Origin of the sequence: Microvirga puerhi (assembly GCF_020089865.1) — a bacterium.
Taxonomy (GTDB): Bacteria; Pseudomonadota; Alphaproteobacteria; order Rhizobiales; family Beijerinckiaceae; genus Microvirga; species Microvirga puerhi.
In genome coordinates this window covers 179,274-197,533 of record NZ_JAIRBM010000001.1, presented here as the reverse complement: position 1 = coordinate 197,533, position 18,260 = coordinate 179,274, and the positions used below count along the sequence as shown (strand labels likewise).

The following is an 18,260-nucleotide window of genomic DNA, read 5'->3' as shown; positions in this document are numbered from 1 at the left end:
GTTCAATGGCCGATATCATCATCACCCATGGCATCGTCGTGACGATGGATCCGCAGCGGCGGGTCATCGAGGACGGCGCCGTCGCGATCGACAGGGACAGGATCGTCGCCGTCGGCACGACCGAAGAAGTGCTGGCAAAGCACCAGGCGCCGACCGTGATCGATGCAAGTCGCAAGATCGTCATGCCGGGCCTGATCGATGGCCATGCTCATGCCGGACACGGCCTGATAAAGACCATGGCCGGCGGTGACAGCGAGCAATGGTACGAGGCCTGCGGCAAAGCCTACACAGTAGCCTCGACGCCAGAGTTCTGGCGGGCGGAAGCGCGCCTCGCCGCGCTCGAGCGCCTGCGCTTCGGTGTCACCACAGGCGTCTCCCTGCTCGGCGGCGGCGACACGATTCTGCGCACCGATGAGCCAGTCTACGGCGATGCCCATTGCGAAGGCGTCCGGGAGGTCGGCACACGTTCCGTGGTCGCCGTCGGCCCGACACGGCCGCCGCATCCGCGCACCTATGCGCGGTTTGTCGATGGCAAGGCGGAAGAGAGACCGGTCACTTTCGAAGAGCAGTTCGAAACCTGCCTGACCCTGATAGAGACATGGCATGGTCGCCATAATGGCCGCCTCAACATCGCCCTCATCACCCCGACCCTGCGTCCCGAGCATCTTGAACAGCTCGGCGCGGCAAATCTGGACGAGGCCCGGCGTCAGGCGCGGATGACCGCCGATCTCGCCCGTGAGGCCGGCCTCGTCTTCACCCAGGACGGTCACAACAAGGGCAGCGTCGCCTATGCCAAGGAACTCGGGATCCTAGGCCCCAACGCACTTCTGTCCCACTCGACTGATCTGACTGACGAGGAAATCCGCATCGTCGCCGACACGGGAACGCATATCGCCCACAATCCCAGCGCCATCGCGTCGATCCTTGGACGTTGCCCGGTGCCGGAACTGCTGGAAGCAGGCGCCAATGTCTGCCTCGGGTCGGACGCGACAGCACCGGACCGCTCCGCCGACATGTTTCGCCACATGCAGCAATGCATGCATTATCACCGCACCTATTTCAAGGATCCTACTTGGCTGCCGCCGGGCCGGGTGCTGGAGATGTGCACGATCGATGCCGCCAAGGCGCTTGGCATGGAAAAGGACATCGGCTCCCTCGAAGTGGGCAAGAAGGCGGACCTGGTGTTGCTCGATCTGCGCAGGCCGCATCTCTATCCCCTCAACATGCCAGTATTCCGGCTCATCTATTTCGCCAACGGCAACGACGTCGACACTGTCATCGTCGATGGTCGCATCGCTCTTGAAGGCCGCAAGGCAACCTTCGTGGACGAGGATGAGATCCTCGACGATGCGCAACGTGAGACGGAGGCGATGCTCGACCGCACCGGCTTCCGCTTCATGCTGGAGACACCGAAGATGTTCTGGCGGCACGTGCGAGCGACGGATCAGATCGAACACTGACGCTCTGGAAAGAGGCCAGCTGCCGCCTCTCCAATCTTCGGCACGACAATTATGAACAGTGGCCGCTCCACCAGCGGCCGTAAAAGACGAGGCTTTGCTCCCTTGAACCGCTTTAAGATCGAACAGACATCCTATGTCGCAGCACATCCCAAAGTCCGGCAGGCTTCCCTGACGAGGCTGCTGCTGCTCACGGGTCTGTGCCTTCTTCTCGGAGCGTTTAACATGCGGCCGGCTCTGACGAGCCTTGCCACCGTGCTGGCCGATGTGGACCAAGATCTCGGCGCAGGCCGGCTTTGGTCGGGCATCATCACCACCGCCCCTGTCCTATGCTTCGGGATCTTCGGCCCTATCGCTCCATGGCTCGCGGGGCGGCTTGGCCTGGAGCGTACGATTGCCCTGCTCCTTCTGCTGCTATTCACAGGCCTCGCCTTGCGTAGCCAAGCCTCTGCCGGGGGGCTCATCGTCAGCACGTTGATTGCGGGCGCCGCGATCGGCATGGCGGGTGTCCTTCTACCCGTAGTCATTCGCCGCGACTTCCCCGACCGGGCCGGAATTGCTACCGGGCTCTACACTATGGCGATGAGTATTGGTGGTGCGAGTGCTGCCGGCTTCACCCCGACGCTTGAGCGAATGACAGGTAGCTGGACTTCCGCACTCGCGATCTGGTCCTTGCCGGCGCTCGCAACGGCACTTGCCTGGGGCGGTCTGACACTCGTCTCACACCGCGCCGCTCGGATGGCCAGACTCCCACATTTCTCTACGCTATTGCGCGATAGGATGGCCTGGAACGTGACGGCCTTCATGGGCCTCCAGGCCGGACTTGCGTTCATCGTCCTCGGCTGGCTGCCGACCCTCCTACGGGCACGCGGGTATGGTGGAACGGAGGCGGGCGTGGTGACCTCCATTTCGATTCTCGCGCAGACGATCACCGCCCTGCTCGTGCCAGCGATGGCGGCCCGCCGGATCTCGTCCGCCCCGTTGGTGCTCTTGGTACTTGGAGCCACAATCGCCGGATTCCTCGGCCTGCTTTATGCACCGGTGGTGGGGCGCATCTTCTGGGCGCTTGTGCTCGGCCTCGGCCAAGGGGGCCTCTTCGGTCTTGCACTGCTCTTCATTTCCCTACGCTCGCCTTCAGCTGAGGCGGCAGCTATGCTCTCAGGCATGTCGCAGAGCATCGGCTATCTTGGAGCTTCGCTCGGGCCTTTCGCGATAGGCATTCTGCGAGGCCTCGGCGAGGGCTCGGAAGGACCCATCACGTTCTTTCTCGCCATTGCCGCCTTATGCACTATGTTTGGATTGCGTGCCGCAAAACCGAGCTTCGTGCTCACTCGATCAGCAGACGTGCGCCAGCGCCCGCGCGCAGTCGATGCATTCCGCTGATCAAGCCCGTGGGTTCGCTCTATCCCGGGCCGAGCACTATTTCATTCTGTAAGGGTTTTCCCTCGAAGAAGGCCGCGATGTTGGTAAGAACCGTGTCCATCTTGCCTACCAAGGAATCCCAAGTTCCGGCCGCGATGTGGGGAGTAAGAACGACATTGGGCAGTCTCGTCAAAGGATGACCGGGAGGTAGTGGCTCGGTTTCAAAGACGTCGATTCCCGCCGCACCTGGCCGGCCCTCCTTTAGAGCTTCGACAAGCGCCATCTCGCTTACAATCCCTCCGCGTGCAGTGTTTATAAGGATGGAGCGTGGCTTCATCCGCGCAAGTTCCTCTTGGCCAATCAAATCGCGCGTCTCTTCCGTCAGTGGCAGGTGGAGTGTTACCACGTCCGCCTCCTCCAAAATTCGGTTAAGAGAGGCTGGTTCGAGATTCAGCGCCGCCTCGCGATCGGGCGAGAGACGCACATTGGGATCCGAATAAAACCCCTTGGTCTTGAAGCCGCTGAATCGCTCGGCCGCGGCGTATCCGATGCGGCCCATGCCGACATAGCCAATGGCCTTCCCAGCCAACTCCATTGAAACCGGTCGCAGGCTATTGGCATGCCATTGACCGACTCGAAGTTCCGCATCGGCAAATGTGACGCGACGAGCGGCGGCCAACGCCAGCATCACCGCGTGCTCCGCCACGCCGACGGTTCCAGCCGTGCTGACCGCAAGTCTGATCCCGCGCTCAATGAGCGCCGAAACATCGACGGTATCGTGATAGCCGACACCCTGGTGCTGAACCAGCTTCAGCCGTGGTGCTGCATCGATAGTGCGTCGGGTCAGTCGTGTTGCCGCGGCGATGATGGCATCGCAATCATGCACCTTGGCGACGCGCTCCTCGTCATCGTCATTTTCGAGCAGCACCAATTCGATGCCCGGAGGCTTTCGGCGCTCCATGAGGTCGTAGATCTCATGAGTCCGCTTGCTATTATAGAAGACCTTGATCATGGATGCCACGCTCCTTGCGCTCCTCAAGAGGTCATCTCATTGAAGGCTTCGGTCAGCGATTGTTCGCTTTGCGCCATGCAGCGAAATCGATCGGAGTCTGTGGATCGGTTGCGGGGTAAAGGCCGAGGATCGAGCGACCTTTCAAAACTTCTTCCTGGACGAAATCCTCAAAAGCCGTCATCTCGACTGCTTCATCCGCGATCTCGTCAGCGAGATGTGCCGGAACGATCACGACGCCCTCGGCATCGCCCACCACTACGTCGCCGGGCCACACCGGCACGTCGCCGCAACCGATCGGCACGTTGATGTCAAGTGCCTGATGCAGGGTGAGATTGGTCGGCGCTGATGGACGGGCGTGGTAGGCCGGCATGGCAAGCTGGGCGATTTCCGGCGAGTCTCGGAAACCGCCATCGGTGACGACACCCGCAACGCCGCGTTTCATCAACCGTGACACCAGGATTCCGCCGGCCGATGCAGCGCGGGCATCCTTGCGACTGTCGATAACCATCACAGCGCCCGGAGGACACTCCTCGACGGCCTTTCGCTGAGGATGCCCACGATCTTGAAACACGCTGATCGGGTTCAGGTCCTCCCGGGCTGGGATATAGCGAAGGGTGAAGGCCTCGCCCACCATGTTGCCGAGATTGGGATTGAGCGGCCGGACCTCCTGAATGAACTGATTCCGCAGACCGCGTTTGAACAGTGCCGTGCAGAGCGTCGCAGTGCTGACGCCCTTCAGCTTTTCACGTGTTTCAGACTTGAGCTTCGTCATGATCGTCTCCAGAATTTCAGAAGATGGCGGGCTCGCCAACGGGAGCACCGAAGCCCGTTTCCAGAAAGTCGAAGTCGCAGCCCTCATGGGCCTGCTTGATATGTCGCGTGAACATCCAGCCATAGCCACGCTCATAGCGCGGCCCCGGCGGAATCCAGGCTGTACGGCGGCGCTCCAGCTCGACGTCCGATACATCCAAATTGATCGTGCGCGCTGCGACATCAATCGAGATCATGTCACCGGTCTGCACCAGCGCGAGAGGCCCACCGATATAGGATTCCGGTGAGACATGCAGAATGCAGGCACCGTAACTCGTGCCGCTCATGCGGGCGTCAGACAGGCGCAACATATCGCGCACGCCCTGCTTCACGAGCTTCTTCGGGATCGGCAACATACCCCATTCGGGCATGCCTGGACCGCCTTGCGGGCCGGCGTTGCGCAAGATCAGAATATGATCGGCGGTCACGTCCAAGTCCTCATCGTCGATGGCCGCCTTCATGGAGGGGTAATCGTCGAATACCATGGCAGGACCGGTGTGCTTCAGATATCGTGGATCACAAGCGCTCGGTTTGATCACGCAGCCGTCGGGGGCAAGATTGCCTTTGAGAACGGCGAGAGCTCCTTCCGCATAGATCGGCTTGTCGACCGAGCGGATGACATCGTCGTTATAGACTTCGGCTCTCGCGATATTCTCGCCGAGGGTCCTGCCGTTCACAGTGAGCGCATCGAGGTGCAGATAATCCTTGATGCGTGTCATCAATGCAGGTAGGCCACCCGCATAGAAGAAATCTTCCATCAGATATTTATCGCCGCTCGGCCGCACATTTGCGATGACGGGCACCTTGCGGCTGGCGATCTCAAAGTCATCAAGCCCGATATCTTGTCCGGCGCGGCGCGCCTGGGCGATCAGGTGGATGATCGCATTCGTCGAACATCCCATGGCCATCGCAACCGCAATACCGTTCAAGAAGGCTTCCCTCGTCTGGATCCTGTCGGGCGTCAAGTTTTCCCAGACCATCTCGACGATCCGGCGGCCGCACTCGGCGCTCATACGGACATGGTTGGCATCCGCTGCCGGAATCGAGGAGGCCCCTGGGAGCGTCATCCCAATAGCCTCGGCAATCGCGGTCATGGTGCTTGCAGTTCCCATGGTCATGCAAGTTCCATAGCTTCTGGCGATACCTGCCTCCATGTTCAGCCAGTCGGCATCCGTGAGTTTGCCGGCGCGGCGCTCGTCCCAGTATTTCCACGCATCGGAGCCAGAACCGAGAATCTTGCCCTTCCAGTTGCCGCGCAGCATCGGCCCCGCCGGCAGATAGATTGCCGGCAGACCGGCGCTGGTGGCGCCCAGGAGGAGTGCAGGCGTGGTCTTATCGCAGCCACCCATCAGCACCACACCGTCGACCGGATGGGATCGCAGAAGCTCTTCCACATCCATGGCGAGCAGGTTGCGGTAGAGCATCGTCGTCGGCTTGACATATTGCTCGGCAAGGGAAATCCCGGGCAATTCCACCGGAAAGCCCCCAGCTTGGAACACGCCTCGTTTCACATCATCGACGCGCTGCTTGAAATGAGCATGGCATGGATTGATATCCGACCATGTGTTGAGGATCGCGATAACGGGTCGCCCGACCCAGTCCTCTGGCGCATAACCCATCTGCATCATGCGAGAGCGGTGGCCGAACCCCCGTAGATCGTCGGGTGCAAACCAGCGCGCACTCCTGAGTGTCTCAGGCCTCTTTTTGACGGTCATAACATCAATATCCGTTGAAAGTCGGAAAGGTCAGAGCCGGACACATGCTCAGCTCTGGAACCCCCATTTTCGAATAGTTTTGCGTTCGATGGTCTTGAAGATCAGATTCTCGACGACGAGACCGATCACTATCACGGTCAGAAGACCTGCGAACACGGATGGAATGTCGAGCAAATTTCGATTCTCGAAGATGAACCAGCCAAGACCGCCCTGCCCCGACGATACGCCAAAGACGAGCTCCGCTGCGATCAGCGTGCGCCAAGCAAAGGCCCAACCTATCTTCAATCCCGTCAAAATCGACGGGAAGGCAGCCGGAACAAGGATCTTGAAAACGTAGGAGAGTCCTTTCAGGCCATAGTTACGGCCAACCATGCGCAAGGTCTGCGACACGCCAAGAAAACCTGAATGGGTATTGAGCGCGACCGCCCACAGGACTGAGTGAATGAGAATGAAGACCAGGCTGCCGTTGCCGAGCCCGAACCAGATCAGGGCCAGCGGAAGCAAAGCGATGGCTGGCAGAGGGTTGAACATTGCCGTCATCGTTTCGAGAAAGTCAGTGCCAATGCGGGTATTTATGGCGAGGATCGTCAAGACCGCGGCAAGCGTCACGCCAGACGCATACCCCATTAGCAACACCTTGAGAGATGTCCAGGCCCGCGCCGGAAGAGTACCATCGACAATCCGGTCGACCATTGTGGACAGCGTATCGCTCAGGGTCGGGAAGAGGAGTGGGTTGTCGAGATAGCGACCGTAAACCTCCCAGACAATTCCGAGAAAGATGATAATCGCCGCCTTGCGGACGAACCCACTGCCCCAAATGAGCTCCAGAGTGCTGAGCTTGCGCTCCACTTCACCCACGTGCTCCTGCGCCGGTCCCGTGTCGGCGCGCATCACGATCTGTGCATTGCCCATGAGCGTCATCCCTAGTGTGCGGCATGTTCCGCGAACAGAAGTTCGTGGATATGTTTCTCAAGCTGGCCCGCACTGCCATCCGTCGGCGAGACGCGATCGACGTCGTTTACCTCCGCCTTAACACGGCCGGGATGGGGCGAAAGAAGCAGGATGCGATTGCCTATCTTGATCGCCTCGGCGATCGAATGCGTGACAAAGAGAACCGTGAACTTGGTCTCCTCCCAGAGCTGTAGAAGCTCGTCCTGGCAGGTGCGGCGTGTCAAGGCATCGAGCGCTGCGAAGGGCTCGTCCATGAGCAGGATGTCCGGCTCCATCGCCATGCCTCGCGCAATCGCGACGCGTTGCTTCATGCCCCCGGAGAGCGTGTGAGGATAGGCGTCGAGCGCACGGGTGAGATTGACCTTCTCGATATAGGCGCGTGCTTTGTCCTCTGCTTCCTTGCGCGGCAGCTTGCGGGCCACGAGAAGCGGGAACATCACGTTCTCGAGAACCGTCTTCCATGGCAGAAGCTGATCGAACTCCTGAAAGACCATCATCCGGTCGGCGCCGGGCTCCGCGACTTCCCGCCCCTTGATGCGGATCTTGCCCTCGCTCGGATTGAGGTAGCCGCCGACGGCCTTAAGGAGCGTGGACTTGCCGCAGCCGGAAGGCCCAAGCAGCACGAAACGGTCCGACTGATTGACATGAAAGCTGACACGATCGGTCGCTGTCACAAGGACGCTGGGCGTCTTGTAGCGCAGAGTCACCCCGCTGACATCGAGAAGAGCGGACATGAACGGATACCTGAAATGGAGAATGCGATGTGCGCCCCGTTCCTTTCGCGGGGCGCACGGCCCGATCAGCTGCCGCTGAGATCGTGCGCGATCGGCAGGTAGAAGTCCTTCCAGGACTTCGGCTGGGTCTTGAGCGTCCCGATCTTATAGAGATGTTCAGCGAACTTCATCGTACCCTGCGGCTCAAGGTTCCATTCCATCATGCCGGGCTCTTTGAGCCACGCGAGCAGATCCTCGGCATTGGTTTTATCGCCGGTGATTTCCTTGTAGATATCCACCGCATCCTTAGTGTTGCTGCGAATGAAATCCTGCGCTTCCTTGGAGGCCGCACGAACTGCCTCGACAACCTTCGGGTTGGCCTCGGCGAACTTAGTGGTCGTAAAGAACTGGCCCTGGGTCAGCGGGCCGCCGATAATGTCGGGCGATTGCAGAATGATGCGCGCGCCGGGAACTGTCTTCATCTCGATATACTGGAAGGGCGGTGCAGCGAAATGGCTCTTCACCTCGTGCTGAGGGTTCGTCATCGCTACGACCGCGTCGGGATGACCGAGCTGGACCGTATTGGCGTCGAGCTTCGACCACTGGTCGGCGCCGAACTCCTTGGCGCTTGCCATCTGGAGCAGAATGGCCTGGGTTGAAACCTTTACGGTCGGCACTGCGATCTTGTCGCCGGATCCGAAATCCTTCAGCGACTTGATCTTAGGATCATGAGTCACGAGGGCGAGTGGCTGGGCCGAAGTGGCGACGATGCCCTTCACGCCGCCCTTGGTGCGATCCCACAGCAGCAGCAGGTTGCCAACGCCGGTATTCACCATGTCCACGCCGCCGGACAGAAGCGCATCTGTCTGAGCGCCGCCGCCGCTGAAGGTGACCCATTTGGTCTTCAGCTCCGGCAGCCCGAGGCGGGCGGCATGTTTTTCGATAAGCTGCTGTTTCTCGATGATGTGGGTCGGCAAATAGAGAATGCCTGGTTGGCGAGTGATCGAGATCTCCGTCTTCTGTTGGGCTGATGCCGTACCGGCCAAGGCTATGAGCCCGACGACGGCAACAATCCCAGCGCCGAGACGCCTCATCTGATTTTTCATGGTGCTTCCTCAATGACCCCTCTTGGCGGAGGTTCTGGTGATTACCGGATGTCCAACCGGCATCTCATACACTAATGCATTAGTGCATCTACGACAAGTATGCTATAAGAGCTTCATAAGATATTAGGTCTCTGCATGACGTCATCCCGACAAGCATTGAAGCAGTCGCATCCTCTCCAGAGCACGGAACGCCTGGAGCGTCGCCGCCAAGCGGCACCGCAGGTGTTCGAGCGCCTGCGGGATGCTATTCTGTCCCTGGAGCTTACACCCGGTACCGCGCTCTCGCGCACCACCCTCGCAAACCAGTTTGGCGTCAGTTCTACCCCGATCCGCGATGCTCTCATGCGTCTGGAGGAGGAAGGTCTCGTCGAGGTCTTCCCACAGCATGCCACTGTAGTGAGCCGGATTGATCTCACCCTCGCCCGTCAGGCACATTTCCTCCGGCGCTCCTTAGAACTTGAGATCGTCCGAAGCCTGGCCCTCGCGCCAGAGCCTCGCCTGATCGCACGACTGAACGGCATCCTGGCCCAGCAGCAAGTTCTGATGGATGCACAGGATCTACGAGCGTTTGAAGCTGCCGATCAAGACCTTCATCGTAGTCTTTATGAAGCGGCCCATATGCAGGATCTCTGGCTGCTGGTACGCAGCCGCAGTGGCCACATCGACCGTCTCCGCCGGCTCAACCTCCCCTCCCCGGGCAAAATTCAAGGGATCATGCAGCATCACAAGCTGATCGTCCAAGCCGTCGCTGACGGCAAGCCCGATGCTGCCCAGCAGCATCTTCGCGATCATTTATCGGGCACACTCTCTCACGTCGACGAGATCAGCGCGCGATATCCTGGCTATGTAAGACAGTAGACGCCAAGTAGGATCGATGCCTCCGACATTCTCGGAGGTACATTCCCCTGAGGCACTAAGTCATAGATCGTGAGGCGAATACCCGACGCTCTAGAGCACGATCGGCTGGACATGGCGATGATTTTGCCACCGATAACGGCACTGTCCGCCAAGCATCTTCCTTACAGTGGCAGGTACACTCCGCGCCTTGTTCGACGGGCCTCGGCGACGACCGCAGCAGCGACGGCAAGATCGCCGAGCGCGAGGCCGGGGAAAAGGAACATGGCCCGCTGCTCTTCGGTCCGACGACCCGCAGCAGTCCCAGATACTAGAGATGCCAGGTCCACATCAAAAGGTCCCTGGTGACGGAGCCGGGCGCGATTGGCTGGATCGGCGGCCTGAGCATGATCGTCGGTGGCCAGAATATCGATCATGCGCAAGCTTTCGCCGCGCCAGGGGTGCCCGAGGTCGACCGCTGAGACGAAGCATCCAGGCTTCAAGAGAGTAGCATCGACGAAGGGCTCGAGCTCAGGCTGGGCCGGAACTGTCGTGACGACAACATCGCAAGCAAGCACTTCGTCAAGGTCCATCGCGATCTCGGCCTCGAAACCCGCCTCCCTTGCAAACCCGACGAATTTTTCCGCCGAGACGCGACTACGCGAACGGCAGACGACTTTGCGCAGTTCCGGAAGCAGGTCCCGAAGACTTTCCAGATGGCCGTACGCTTGTGCACCGCAGCCGACGAACCCGATAGTCGTGCTGTCGGGACGCGCGAGATATTGAGCCGCAAGGGCCGACATGGCCGCGGTACGCAGCACAGTAATGCTGGTGCCATCCAGCATTGCAACTGGAACACCCGTGCTGAAATCACTCACGACGATCAAGCCATTGACGTTCGGCAGACCGCGCGCGCTGTTATCTGCAGCGACTCCGACCCATTTCGTCATCGCAAACGGCGGATCAGGCATGGCAGCGCAGAGAGACTGGAAAAAATGTCCCGCGCCGATCGGCACCGTGAGCTTCGGCTGAACGTGTGTCTTCCCCGCAGCATGGAGTCGGAAAGCGTGTGCCAGCGCCTCACGCGCAGCCCGCGGGCTTATGCCCAGCGCGGCTATGTCATCCTTCGAAAGATAAAGCAGCTTACTCATGGCCTTCGTACTTTAAGAAAAATAGAGGGCGCTGGCGCATCGAGTTCACCGGCCGGTTTATCGAAAATATGAGCCGCATCAACCACTTAATGGGAGACTAGGCCAGTAGGCCGACTACAAGACAGGAGGCTTGATTTTGATCAGGGGGCTTGAGAAGCGCGGCCCACGGACCAGGCTCTCATGTCCCAGAGCCAGACGCACCTGGTTCCGGCGATGAGATAACACGGGAACAATGCGCGGGGTCAATCGCCTGCTCAAGGCAAAAAAAGAGCCGTCCTGAGACGGCTGAGGTCTGCAGCTCAGGGAGAGACCGCTCCGGGGGCAGGAGTTGCGCTGCAACAATCACTCTAACCGCGGCGCGCTTCCTGCCAATCCGGGTTAACCCTGAAATCAAGGAGGATGATTCCGCAATGCACCATTGGGTGTCCCAAGAGCCCGATCAGCGTCGCACGCGCCAGATTCGCCCACCCGTATCGTCGGACACGACGATCGATCCGTCCGGTAACTCCTTGACATCGACAGGACGGCCAATGCCACTCAGGAAACTCTGGCCATTACCCGAACGCCCGCTCCCGAGGCGCAATCGTACGACCTGATATCCGACGGGAACACTGCGGTCCCAACTCCCGTGCTCGGCAATCAGCGCCTCGCCCTGGAGATCGGGAAACATGCTGCCGTGATAGAAATGAATACCGAGGGTCGCAACATGAGCCTGAAACTCATAGATCGGCGGGGTCTGCTCGGCCGGCGGTGTTGCGTTCTCGAAGCCCTTCAGCCGTACCCGGCCACCAAAGTAAGGAAAGCCGTAGAAGGCACCTGACCGGAGTTCGTTTAACTCATCTGGCGGGATGTCGTCGCCCATCCCATCGGCGCCATTGTCCGTAAAGTACATGTTGCCGCCGCTCCAGTCGAACCCGACCGAGTTGCGGACGCCCCATGCGACCCGACGCAGATCCTTGCCGTCAGGGGTGAGGCTGACAATCGTCCCCTGTATGCCCTCCGGCCGGCAAATGTTACAGGGGGAGCCGATGGACACATAGAGCCGCCCGTCCGGACCTGCCCGGATATAGCGAAGGCCATGGTGGGCAATGTCCGGCAGCCCGACATAAACGTCGACCCGATTGGCAAGATGGCCGTCGGGCGAGGGCGTAAATGCCGAGATCCGATCGCGCGAGGCGACGTAGAGCCTGTCCCCCAGACACGCGACGCCATTGGGGGCGATAAGCCCGGAAGCGGCCTGGACAGGGCGCCCACCAGATATCGGTAAGCCATAGACCGCTTTGCCCTTGGTGCCGACATAGAGGGCACCGCCGCAGACCGAGAGCGAACGGGCCTGCGGCACCTGAGCGAAGACCTCGACGCTGGCCCCCTGCGGACCGTTGGCCGCAATGGACGGGGCCGACAGGAAGGCTGCAAGGGCAAAGCCAGCGGCCAAGTGATAGGGCGACCTCGCGAAACGCATCGTCACCTCCGGATTTACGGGAACTACGTCTCGGCGACGACGGTTCCCAGGATTCCGCGCTTCATAGGTATCCCTACCCCTCCCGAGGGATTTTCACCTGTCGCTGTGCGGTAGAGCACATCAGCCGAGCCGCCCCAGGCTCACCATGGGTCACGTTCTCTTCCGGAGGCCGCCATGACCCAGCGGTTGTCGTACTGCACGGTGAGTCTATTCTTGCGTGGGCTGCTGCCTCTCGGCGCGTTTAAACCTCAACAGCCTATGGCCGCGAATGAGAACGACCCTGTGGCCTCATTTCCCAGCGCTTGGACGTAAGAGGCAAATTGTCGCCTACCTTCCGAAGAGATCAGCCCCGAGCATCGCCATCTTCTGCTTCCTCCCACGCAGAAGTCGAAGCCTTGAGGCAGTCGAGATGTCGCAGATCCTGCGGCATCGGGTGCCGATGACATCGCCGGTTATCCATAATTTAACCACGCCGTCCTTTAATGGCGTCGTGTGTATTTTTCCCTCCTGCACGGCGACCTCAATCCTCTGAGCGGTTCGCTGCTCGCTCCCACCATTGGTTGGGGCGCGTCGTGCGCTGTCTTGGTGTTGCGTAGAGTCCACTATGGTGCACAACGTCTATCCATCCGGCGGCCGCGCCCGGCGCCGGAATCGGTCCCCTCACCTTCTGACGGCCATCTTCTTGGCGGCTCTAGCAAGTCCCGTCGCGTTCTTGATCGATCGCCCGGCGCGCGAAGAAGCGCCCGACGCGAGCAATGTCGCAGTCCCGATGGCTACGCACCAACCCGCTGCGACACCTTCCATCGTGATCTATGACCAGGCATTCATCGATCCTGCGCCCATCCTGGCTCCCGGAGCACGCGACTTTTCGCACAACGCGCCACTCTCGGCCACATTCAGGGCGCCGCCCACCCTGCAAGAAGCGAGCCTCGCGCCTTCCGCGCAGCCGATATCAGAAGAGCCTGTACTGCCACTGCCGCCGCTCCCGCCATTGCGGACTGCCCAGACGCTGCAGCCCGTGCCGCTCCCTGTGCCACGACCCGTCGATCTGCGCGCTCCTAAGCCTGTCGCAGCCCTGCAGGTGGCCAGCGCGGCACCGCCTACCGCTACAAGCGCAGCGACGCCAACCACGCCGCCCAGCAATCCCTCCCTCATAGAAAAGCTGTTCGGCATCAAGCCAGCGTCTCCACCGCCCTCCGCATTGAGCTACGCCGCTCTGGAAAACGGTACCGGCAGTATCGCGCCGAGCGCCCGCTTCGGCTCCAATCCCGGCGCAGTGCCAAGCGATGGAACCGCCGTATATGACATCAGCGCGAAGGTCGTCGTCATGCCGAATGGCGAGAGGCTCGAGGCTCATTCCGGCCTTGGTGACAAACTCGACGACCCACGTTACGTCCATGTACGGATGCGTGGTCCGACGCCGCCTGGCACTTACGTCCTCACGGAACGCGAACAGCTCTTTCACGGCGTCCGTGCCTTGCGCATGAATCCGGTGGGCGGCAGCTCCGCGATCCATGGCCGCGATGGCATTCTGGCCCACACATACATGCTCGGACCAAACGGAGACTCGAACGGTTGTATCTCCTTCCGAAACTACGACCGGTTTCTCCAGGCCTATCTTCGGGGCGAAGTCAGGCGCATCGTCGTCGTAACCGGATACAAGCAGGATACGCTGCCGCGCATCGTCAACAATCGCGCTGGTACGCGACGCGACGGCTGAGAATAGCTTTGACCTAGCACAACCTTAAAGAAGCGCTCCAATCCGTTTATGGTCGGAGCTGCAGAGACGCGCCGCGATCATACGATCGTTCGCCGCAAATTGAGGCTATGGATGCGGGCCTGCTCAGCCGTGGGCACCGACGCCGAGACGCCTGCCAGAGGTCGCGTCGACGATGGCACTACACGGCCATTCATTCCACGGAGCATGACGTCCTTCGGCTGAGGCGTTCACTTCCATGGTGGCACCGGGCTCCAGGCAGTGCAATAATCCTGACCAAGCGCAACAAAATGACATGGTCATGAGCCCCCAGCCCTACCGTCGCGCCACGCGTTTCATCACCAATTCTCTGCTGAAATGGATCGTGGTCGGTGTCGGCATCGTAACGGTCATGGTCGGACTGCTTCTTGTGGTCGGCCTTTCCTATCGCGCCTGGGATGCCTTTCGCTCTCCGCCTCTCGAGCCCTGGCACACATTCATCCCGGGCGAGCTCAGTGCAAAGGAGATCGATAATGCGACCTGGGCCGATTATCTTCGTGCTGAGGAGCGCATTTTTGCCGAGGTAGAGCAGGAGGTTAGCCAAAAGCTTGATGATGACGAACGGGTGCCGTTCAACCGTTATTTCCCAGGCAGCCCTGTTTATCCAGGGCACTTTTCGGCCAATTGGAACCGCTCTTACATCATGGAGCCAGACGGCCCACCGGCCGGAGCGGCTGTGTTCCTGCACGGCCTCACGGACTCCCCTTACAGCCTGCGGCATCTCGCCAATCTGTATCGTCGTAAAGGCTTCGTCGCCATCGGGATCCGTCTGCCGGGCCACGGCACGGTCCCTGCCGGCCTGACCGAAGTGCAATGGGAAGATTGGATGGCAGCGACCCGTCTGGCCGTTCGAGAGGCGCTGCGGCGCTCGGGCCCGCAGCATCGACTGCATATCATTGGCTTCTCGAATGGTGGTGCACTCGCCGTCAAGTACGCGCTCGATGCCGTCGACGATGAACGCCTTCCCCGACCAGAACGGCTCGTGCTCATCTCGCCGATGATCGGCATTACGCAGTTCGCTCGATTTGCCGGCATTGCTGGCTGGCCGGCCTTCTTTCCTGCATTCGCCAAGGCGGCCTGGCTCGATATCCTGCCGGAATTCAACCCTTTCAAATACAATTCCTTTCCGGTGAACGGCGCCCGACAATCGTATCTCGTGACCCAGGTCCTTCAGGGACAGATCAATCGCGCAGCGGAGACCGGCTCCCTGGGACGCCTTCCGCCCATCCATACGTTTCAATCGGTTGTCGACTTCACCGTAAGCACGCGCGCCGTCATTTCCGGTCTCTATGCCCGCCTCCCAGCCAACGGAAGCGAGTTGACGCTCTTCGACATCAACCGATCTGCCAAGCTCGGCCCCCTGGTAAGCCAGTCTGCGGAGACCGTCATCGGTCGGCTTCTTCCCGCCGCACCGCGTGCCTTTCGGACCTCCGTGATCACCAATTCAGATCCCTCTTCGGTCACGGCGATCGAACGCACGACCGAGAGCGGCAGTACGACCGAGATGATCGCTCCGCTCGATCTATCTTATCCTCCGACGTCGTTCTCCCTCTCTCATGTGGCACTTCCCTTCCCCGTGACGGACCCACTCTATGGCTCCGAGCCGGATATGCGGGAGAGTTATGGAGTCAATCTCGGCGCCTTAAGCCCACGTGGGGAGCGTGGCGTCCTGGTCGTCCCTCTGGACGCCATCGTGAGGATCTCCTCGAACCCGTTCTATCCTTACATCGAGCATCGCGTATCGGAGGCGATCGACGCCTCTCGTCCTCAATGAGGGGGTCACAACAAGCTAACCGTGCTTCGATCGTCACAGACATCTCGGTTGCGTTTCCATCGCAATGGGTCTGGAATAGAAAGGTCTAGCGCTTCGGTTGGTCGCCATATCGGATCACGGTCGACGCTTGATATCGGCCGGTTGCTGGAGAACGTATGATCCCATGGGATTTCTCGGCATCCTCCTCGGTCTCGGTTTCCTCGTCTGGCTCGCCTTTCGCGGCTGGAGCGTGTTGTTGCTCGCGCCAGCTGCTGCTCTCGTCGCGGCCGCCTTCGCGAGAGAGCCTCTGCTCGCAAGTTGGACACAGACCTTCATGGGCAGTGCTGCAAGCTTCCTGGCGCAGTTCTTTCCACTTTTCCTTCTCGGGGCGCTGTTTGGAAAACTCATGAACGATAGTGGCGCGGTGACCGCCATCGCCGATTTCATGACAGTGCGGCTCGGGAAGGATCGGGCGGTCCTCGCCGTCGTGCTCGCGGGTGCATTGGTGACCTATGGCGGCGTTTCCCTGTTCGTGGCCTTCTTCGTACTTGTCCCGATGGCGCAGGCTCTGTTTCGCGCTGCGGACATTCCGCGCCGACTGGCGCCAGCTGCGATCATCCTCGGCTCCTCGACCTTCACCATGACGGCGCTGCCCGGTACACCGGCAATCCAGAACGCGATCCCGATGCCGTTCTTCGGCACGACGCCGTTCGCCGCTCCTGGACTCGGCCTTATCGCCGCGGCGATCATGTTCGGCGTGGGGCTATGGTGGCTTCGCCGGGCCGAGGCATCGGCCCGCCGTGCCGGCGAAGGATATGGCGAGGGGACAGATCCTGCTCTCGGTGTCGTCATCCACGACGAGACGGTCCGGGAGCGCGTGACGACGGCGCGTGAATTCGATCCCGCTGAGATCCGCCACGGCCGGTCGAGCCCCGCGCCTCCTCCGATCTTCCTGGCGGCATTGCCGCTCGTCGTGGTGGTTTCGGTCAACCTCCTGATGTCGCTCGTCATCCTGCCCCGGCTCGACGTCTCGTTCCTGGCGGAGGAGCGCTGGGGCGGCGTCTCTCTGTCTGCCGTCGCAGGGGTGTGGTCGGTCGTGGTTGCTCTTGCAGCAGCGATCCTCGTTCTCCTCGGCCTTCACCATCGCCGCATCCCCTCCCTTCGTGAAAGCATGGATGCGGGTGCGAACGCATCCGTGCTCCCAGCCCTCAGTATTGCGAGCCTCGTCGGATTCGGAGCCGTCATTGCCGCGCTTCCCGCATTCGCTGCAGTGCGCGACTGGGTCTTGACGATAGAAGGCGGCCCTCTCGTTTCGCTGGCCGTCGCGACGAATATACTCGCGGCCTTGACCGGCTCGGCATCAGGCGGACTGACTATTGCGCTCGATGCGCTCGGCGATACCTATTTGACAATAGCGTCCGAACTCGGAATCGATCCGGCGCTTCTCCACCGCATTGCTGTCCTCGGGTCGGGCACGCTCGACATCCTGCCGCATAACGGCGCCGTCGTCTCCCTTCTGGCCCTATGCGGAGCAACGCATCGCGAAAGCTATTTCGACATCGTGATGGTCGGTATCGTCAGTTCTTTGCTGGCTCTTGTCGCCGTGATCGCGCTCGGGGCAACATTCGGCTCTTTTTAGCCCAGTCATATCTTTGGCGCATCACCTGCGATGACACCCTTGCGGAACAGGAAGCAGCCGTAAGGCCGCGGATCGCCCACATGGACGACCGCGAAGGCCGATTTGGCAGCATCATAAAACGCGAAGCGCTCGATCCCCACGAGAGGAAGAGACTTAGCGGCTGCACGATCGATCTCGGTTTGCACTTCCGCCTGCACAGCTGGAACAGCCGTCTCGTCATCCACTACCTTCATGCGCCGCACAGGATCCGGTACGAATGTATCGAGAGGCAGGACGCTCAGGATCGCGCGGGCGACTCTCGCCATAGGCAAGCCGGGCAGGACGATCAGTCTGCCGGAAGTGGTCGCGCGCGAGATCGTTGCGGACGGGTGATTGGCATCGACCAGCGCCAAGTCATCACCATGCCCCATGGAGGCGAGGACCCATAGCAGGTCTGGAGAGAGAACCGGATCAAGCGATTTCAGCACGACGAGTTCCTTGTGAGTGAGGCCATGGACGTAGTCGAGAAAGGCGCCGCTTAGCGACCACAATCGCCTTGG

The 18,260-nt window shown here is 60.5% G+C and carries 15 protein-coding genes; 6 read left to right on the top strand and 9 right to left on the bottom strand.

Annotated features, from left to right (window positions below; translation table 11 throughout):
- Nucleotides 1–5 precede the first annotated feature (5 nt).
- Together K9B37_RS00935 and K9B37_RS00930 are read left to right on the top strand one after the other, a co-directional pair.
- A complete protein-coding gene (locus tag K9B37_RS00935; protein WP_224310920.1) occupies nt 6–1,460 on the top strand; it encodes an amidohydrolase family protein in 1,455 nt (484 codons plus the stop codon).
- A 102-nt stretch (nt 1,461–1,562) separates the two neighbouring features.
- Nucleotides 1,563–2,840 carry an MFS transporter gene (locus tag K9B37_RS00930; RefSeq protein WP_224310919.1) on the top strand — a complete coding sequence of 426 codons (1,278 nt, stop codon included), beginning with the start codon at nt 1,563–1,565 and terminating at the stop codon, nt 2,838–2,840.
- A gap of 19 nt (nt 2,841–2,859) precedes the next feature.
- Here the strand turns inward: K9B37_RS00930 and K9B37_RS00925 are convergent, their stop codons facing one another.
- The 6 genes from K9B37_RS00925 to K9B37_RS00900 form a co-directional block, all read right to left on the bottom strand.
- Nucleotides 2,860–3,750, bottom strand: a complete 891-nt coding sequence (locus tag K9B37_RS00925) for a 2-hydroxyacid dehydrogenase (protein WP_255616315.1) — start codon at nt 3,748–3,750, stop codon at nt 2,860–2,862.
- Between the two features lie 133 nt (nt 3,751–3,883).
- A complete protein-coding gene (locus K9B37_RS00920; RefSeq protein ID WP_224310918.1) occupies nt 3,884–4,603 on the bottom strand; it encodes a ribonuclease activity regulator RraA in 720 nt (239 codons plus the stop codon).
- A gap of 16 nt (nt 4,604–4,619) precedes the next feature.
- Complete coding sequence (gene araD, locus K9B37_RS00915) at nt 4,620–6,356, bottom strand: L-arabinonate dehydratase (RefSeq protein ID WP_224310917.1); 1,737 nt, start codon at nt 6,354–6,356, stop codon at nt 4,620–4,622.
- 48 nt (nt 6,357–6,404) lie between these two features.
- Nucleotides 6,405–7,268: an ABC transporter permease gene (locus K9B37_RS00910; RefSeq protein ID WP_224310916.1), complete on the bottom strand. Its 864-nt coding sequence runs from the start codon at nt 7,266–7,268 to the stop codon at nt 6,405–6,407.
- 11 nt (nt 7,269–7,279) lie between these two features.
- Nucleotides 7,280–8,041, bottom strand: coding sequence for an ABC transporter ATP-binding protein (locus K9B37_RS00905; protein WP_224310915.1), 762 nt, complete (start codon nt 8,039–8,041; stop codon nt 7,280–7,282).
- A gap of 65 nt (nt 8,042–8,106) precedes the next feature.
- The gene (locus K9B37_RS00900; protein ID WP_224311183.1) at nt 8,107–9,114 is read right to left on the bottom strand and encodes an ABC transporter substrate-binding protein; all 1,008 of its coding nucleotides are present in this window, start codon (nt 9,112–9,114) and stop codon (nt 8,107–8,109) included.
- Nucleotides 9,115–9,261: 147 nt separating this feature from the next.
- Between K9B37_RS00900 and K9B37_RS00895 the strand changes: the two genes are divergently transcribed.
- The gene (locus K9B37_RS00895; RefSeq protein ID WP_224310914.1) at nt 9,262–9,984 is read left to right on the top strand and encodes a GntR family transcriptional regulator; all 723 of its coding nucleotides are present in this window, start codon (nt 9,262–9,264) and stop codon (nt 9,982–9,984) included.
- 161 nt (nt 9,985–10,145) lie between these two features.
- On the opposite strand, the gene K9B37_RS00890 is transcribed toward K9B37_RS00895, so the two are convergent.
- Together K9B37_RS00890 and K9B37_RS00885 are read right to left on the bottom strand one after the other, a co-directional pair.
- On the bottom strand, nt 10,146–11,111 hold the full coding sequence (locus K9B37_RS00890) for an ornithine cyclodeaminase family protein (RefSeq protein WP_224310913.1): 966 nt from the start codon (nt 11,109–11,111) through the stop codon (nt 10,146–10,148).
- A gap of 439 nt (nt 11,112–11,550) precedes the next feature.
- Complete coding sequence (locus tag K9B37_RS00885) at nt 11,551–12,573, bottom strand: PQQ-dependent sugar dehydrogenase (RefSeq protein ID WP_224310912.1); 1,023 nt, start codon at nt 12,571–12,573, stop codon at nt 11,551–11,553.
- 604 nt (nt 12,574–13,177) lie between these two features.
- On the opposite strand from K9B37_RS00885, the gene K9B37_RS00880 reads away from it, so the two are divergent.
- The 3 genes from K9B37_RS00880 (at nt 13,178) to K9B37_RS00870 (ending at nt 17,721) form a co-directional block, all read left to right on the top strand.
- Nucleotides 13,178–14,293: a DUF2778 domain-containing protein gene (locus K9B37_RS00880; RefSeq protein ID WP_224310911.1), complete on the top strand. Its 1,116-nt coding sequence runs from the start codon at nt 13,178–13,180 to the stop codon at nt 14,291–14,293.
- A gap of 298 nt (nt 14,294–14,591) precedes the next feature.
- Nucleotides 14,592–16,103: an alpha/beta hydrolase gene (locus K9B37_RS00875; RefSeq protein ID WP_439651652.1), complete on the top strand. Its 1,512-nt coding sequence runs from the start codon at nt 14,592–14,594 to the stop codon at nt 16,101–16,103.
- Between the two features lie 163 nt (nt 16,104–16,266).
- Nucleotides 16,267–17,721 (top strand): GntP family permease, encoded by a 1,455-nt coding sequence (locus K9B37_RS00870; RefSeq protein ID WP_224310910.1) that lies wholly within the window; start codon nt 16,267–16,269, stop codon nt 17,719–17,721.
- Nucleotides 17,722–17,726: 5 nt separating this feature from the next.
- Here K9B37_RS00870 and K9B37_RS00865 read toward each other — a convergent pair whose 3' ends face one another.
- A complete protein-coding gene (locus K9B37_RS00865; RefSeq protein WP_224310909.1) occupies nt 17,727–18,188 on the bottom strand; it encodes an RbsD/FucU family protein in 462 nt (153 codons plus the stop codon).
- Between the last annotated feature and the right edge of the window lie 72 nt (nt 18,189–18,260).

Coding starts and splice junctions, on each gene's coding strand:
- K9B37_RS00935 (WP_224310920.1), top strand. CDS start 6: ATGGCCGATATCATCATCACCCATGGCATCGTCGTGACGATGGATCCG.
- K9B37_RS00920 (WP_224310918.1), bottom strand. CDS start 4,603: ATGACGAAGCTCAAGTCTGAAACACGTGAAAAGCTGAAGGGCGTCAGC.
- araD (WP_224310917.1), bottom strand. CDS start 6,356: ATGACCGTCAAAAAGAGGCCTGAGACACTCAGGAGTGCGCGCTGGTTT.
- K9B37_RS00910 (WP_224310916.1), bottom strand. CDS start 7,268: ATGGGCAATGCACAGATCGTGATGCGCGCCGACACGGGACCGGCGCAG.
- K9B37_RS00905 (WP_224310915.1), bottom strand. CDS start 8,041: ATGTCCGCTCTTCTCGATGTCAGCGGGGTGACTCTGCGCTACAAGACG.
- K9B37_RS00900 (WP_224311183.1), bottom strand. CDS start 9,114: ATGAGGCGTCTCGGCGCTGGGATTGTTGCCGTCGTCGGGCTCATAGCC.
- K9B37_RS00895 (WP_224310914.1), top strand. CDS start 9,262: ATGACGTCATCCCGACAAGCATTGAAGCAGTCGCATCCTCTCCAGAGC.
- K9B37_RS00890 (WP_224310913.1), bottom strand. CDS start 11,111: ATGAGTAAGCTGCTTTATCTTTCGAAGGATGACATAGCCGCGCTGGGC.
- K9B37_RS00885 (WP_224310912.1), bottom strand. CDS start 12,573: ATGCGTTTCGCGAGGTCGCCCTATCACTTGGCCGCTGGCTTTGCCCTT.
- K9B37_RS00880 (WP_224310911.1), top strand. CDS start 13,178: ATGGTGCACAACGTCTATCCATCCGGCGGCCGCGCCCGGCGCCGGAAT.
- K9B37_RS00875 (WP_439651652.1), top strand. CDS start 14,592: ATGAGCCCCCAGCCCTACCGTCGCGCCACGCGTTTCATCACCAATTCT.
- K9B37_RS00870 (WP_224310910.1), top strand. CDS start 16,267: ATGGGATTTCTCGGCATCCTCCTCGGTCTCGGTTTCCTCGTCTGGCTC.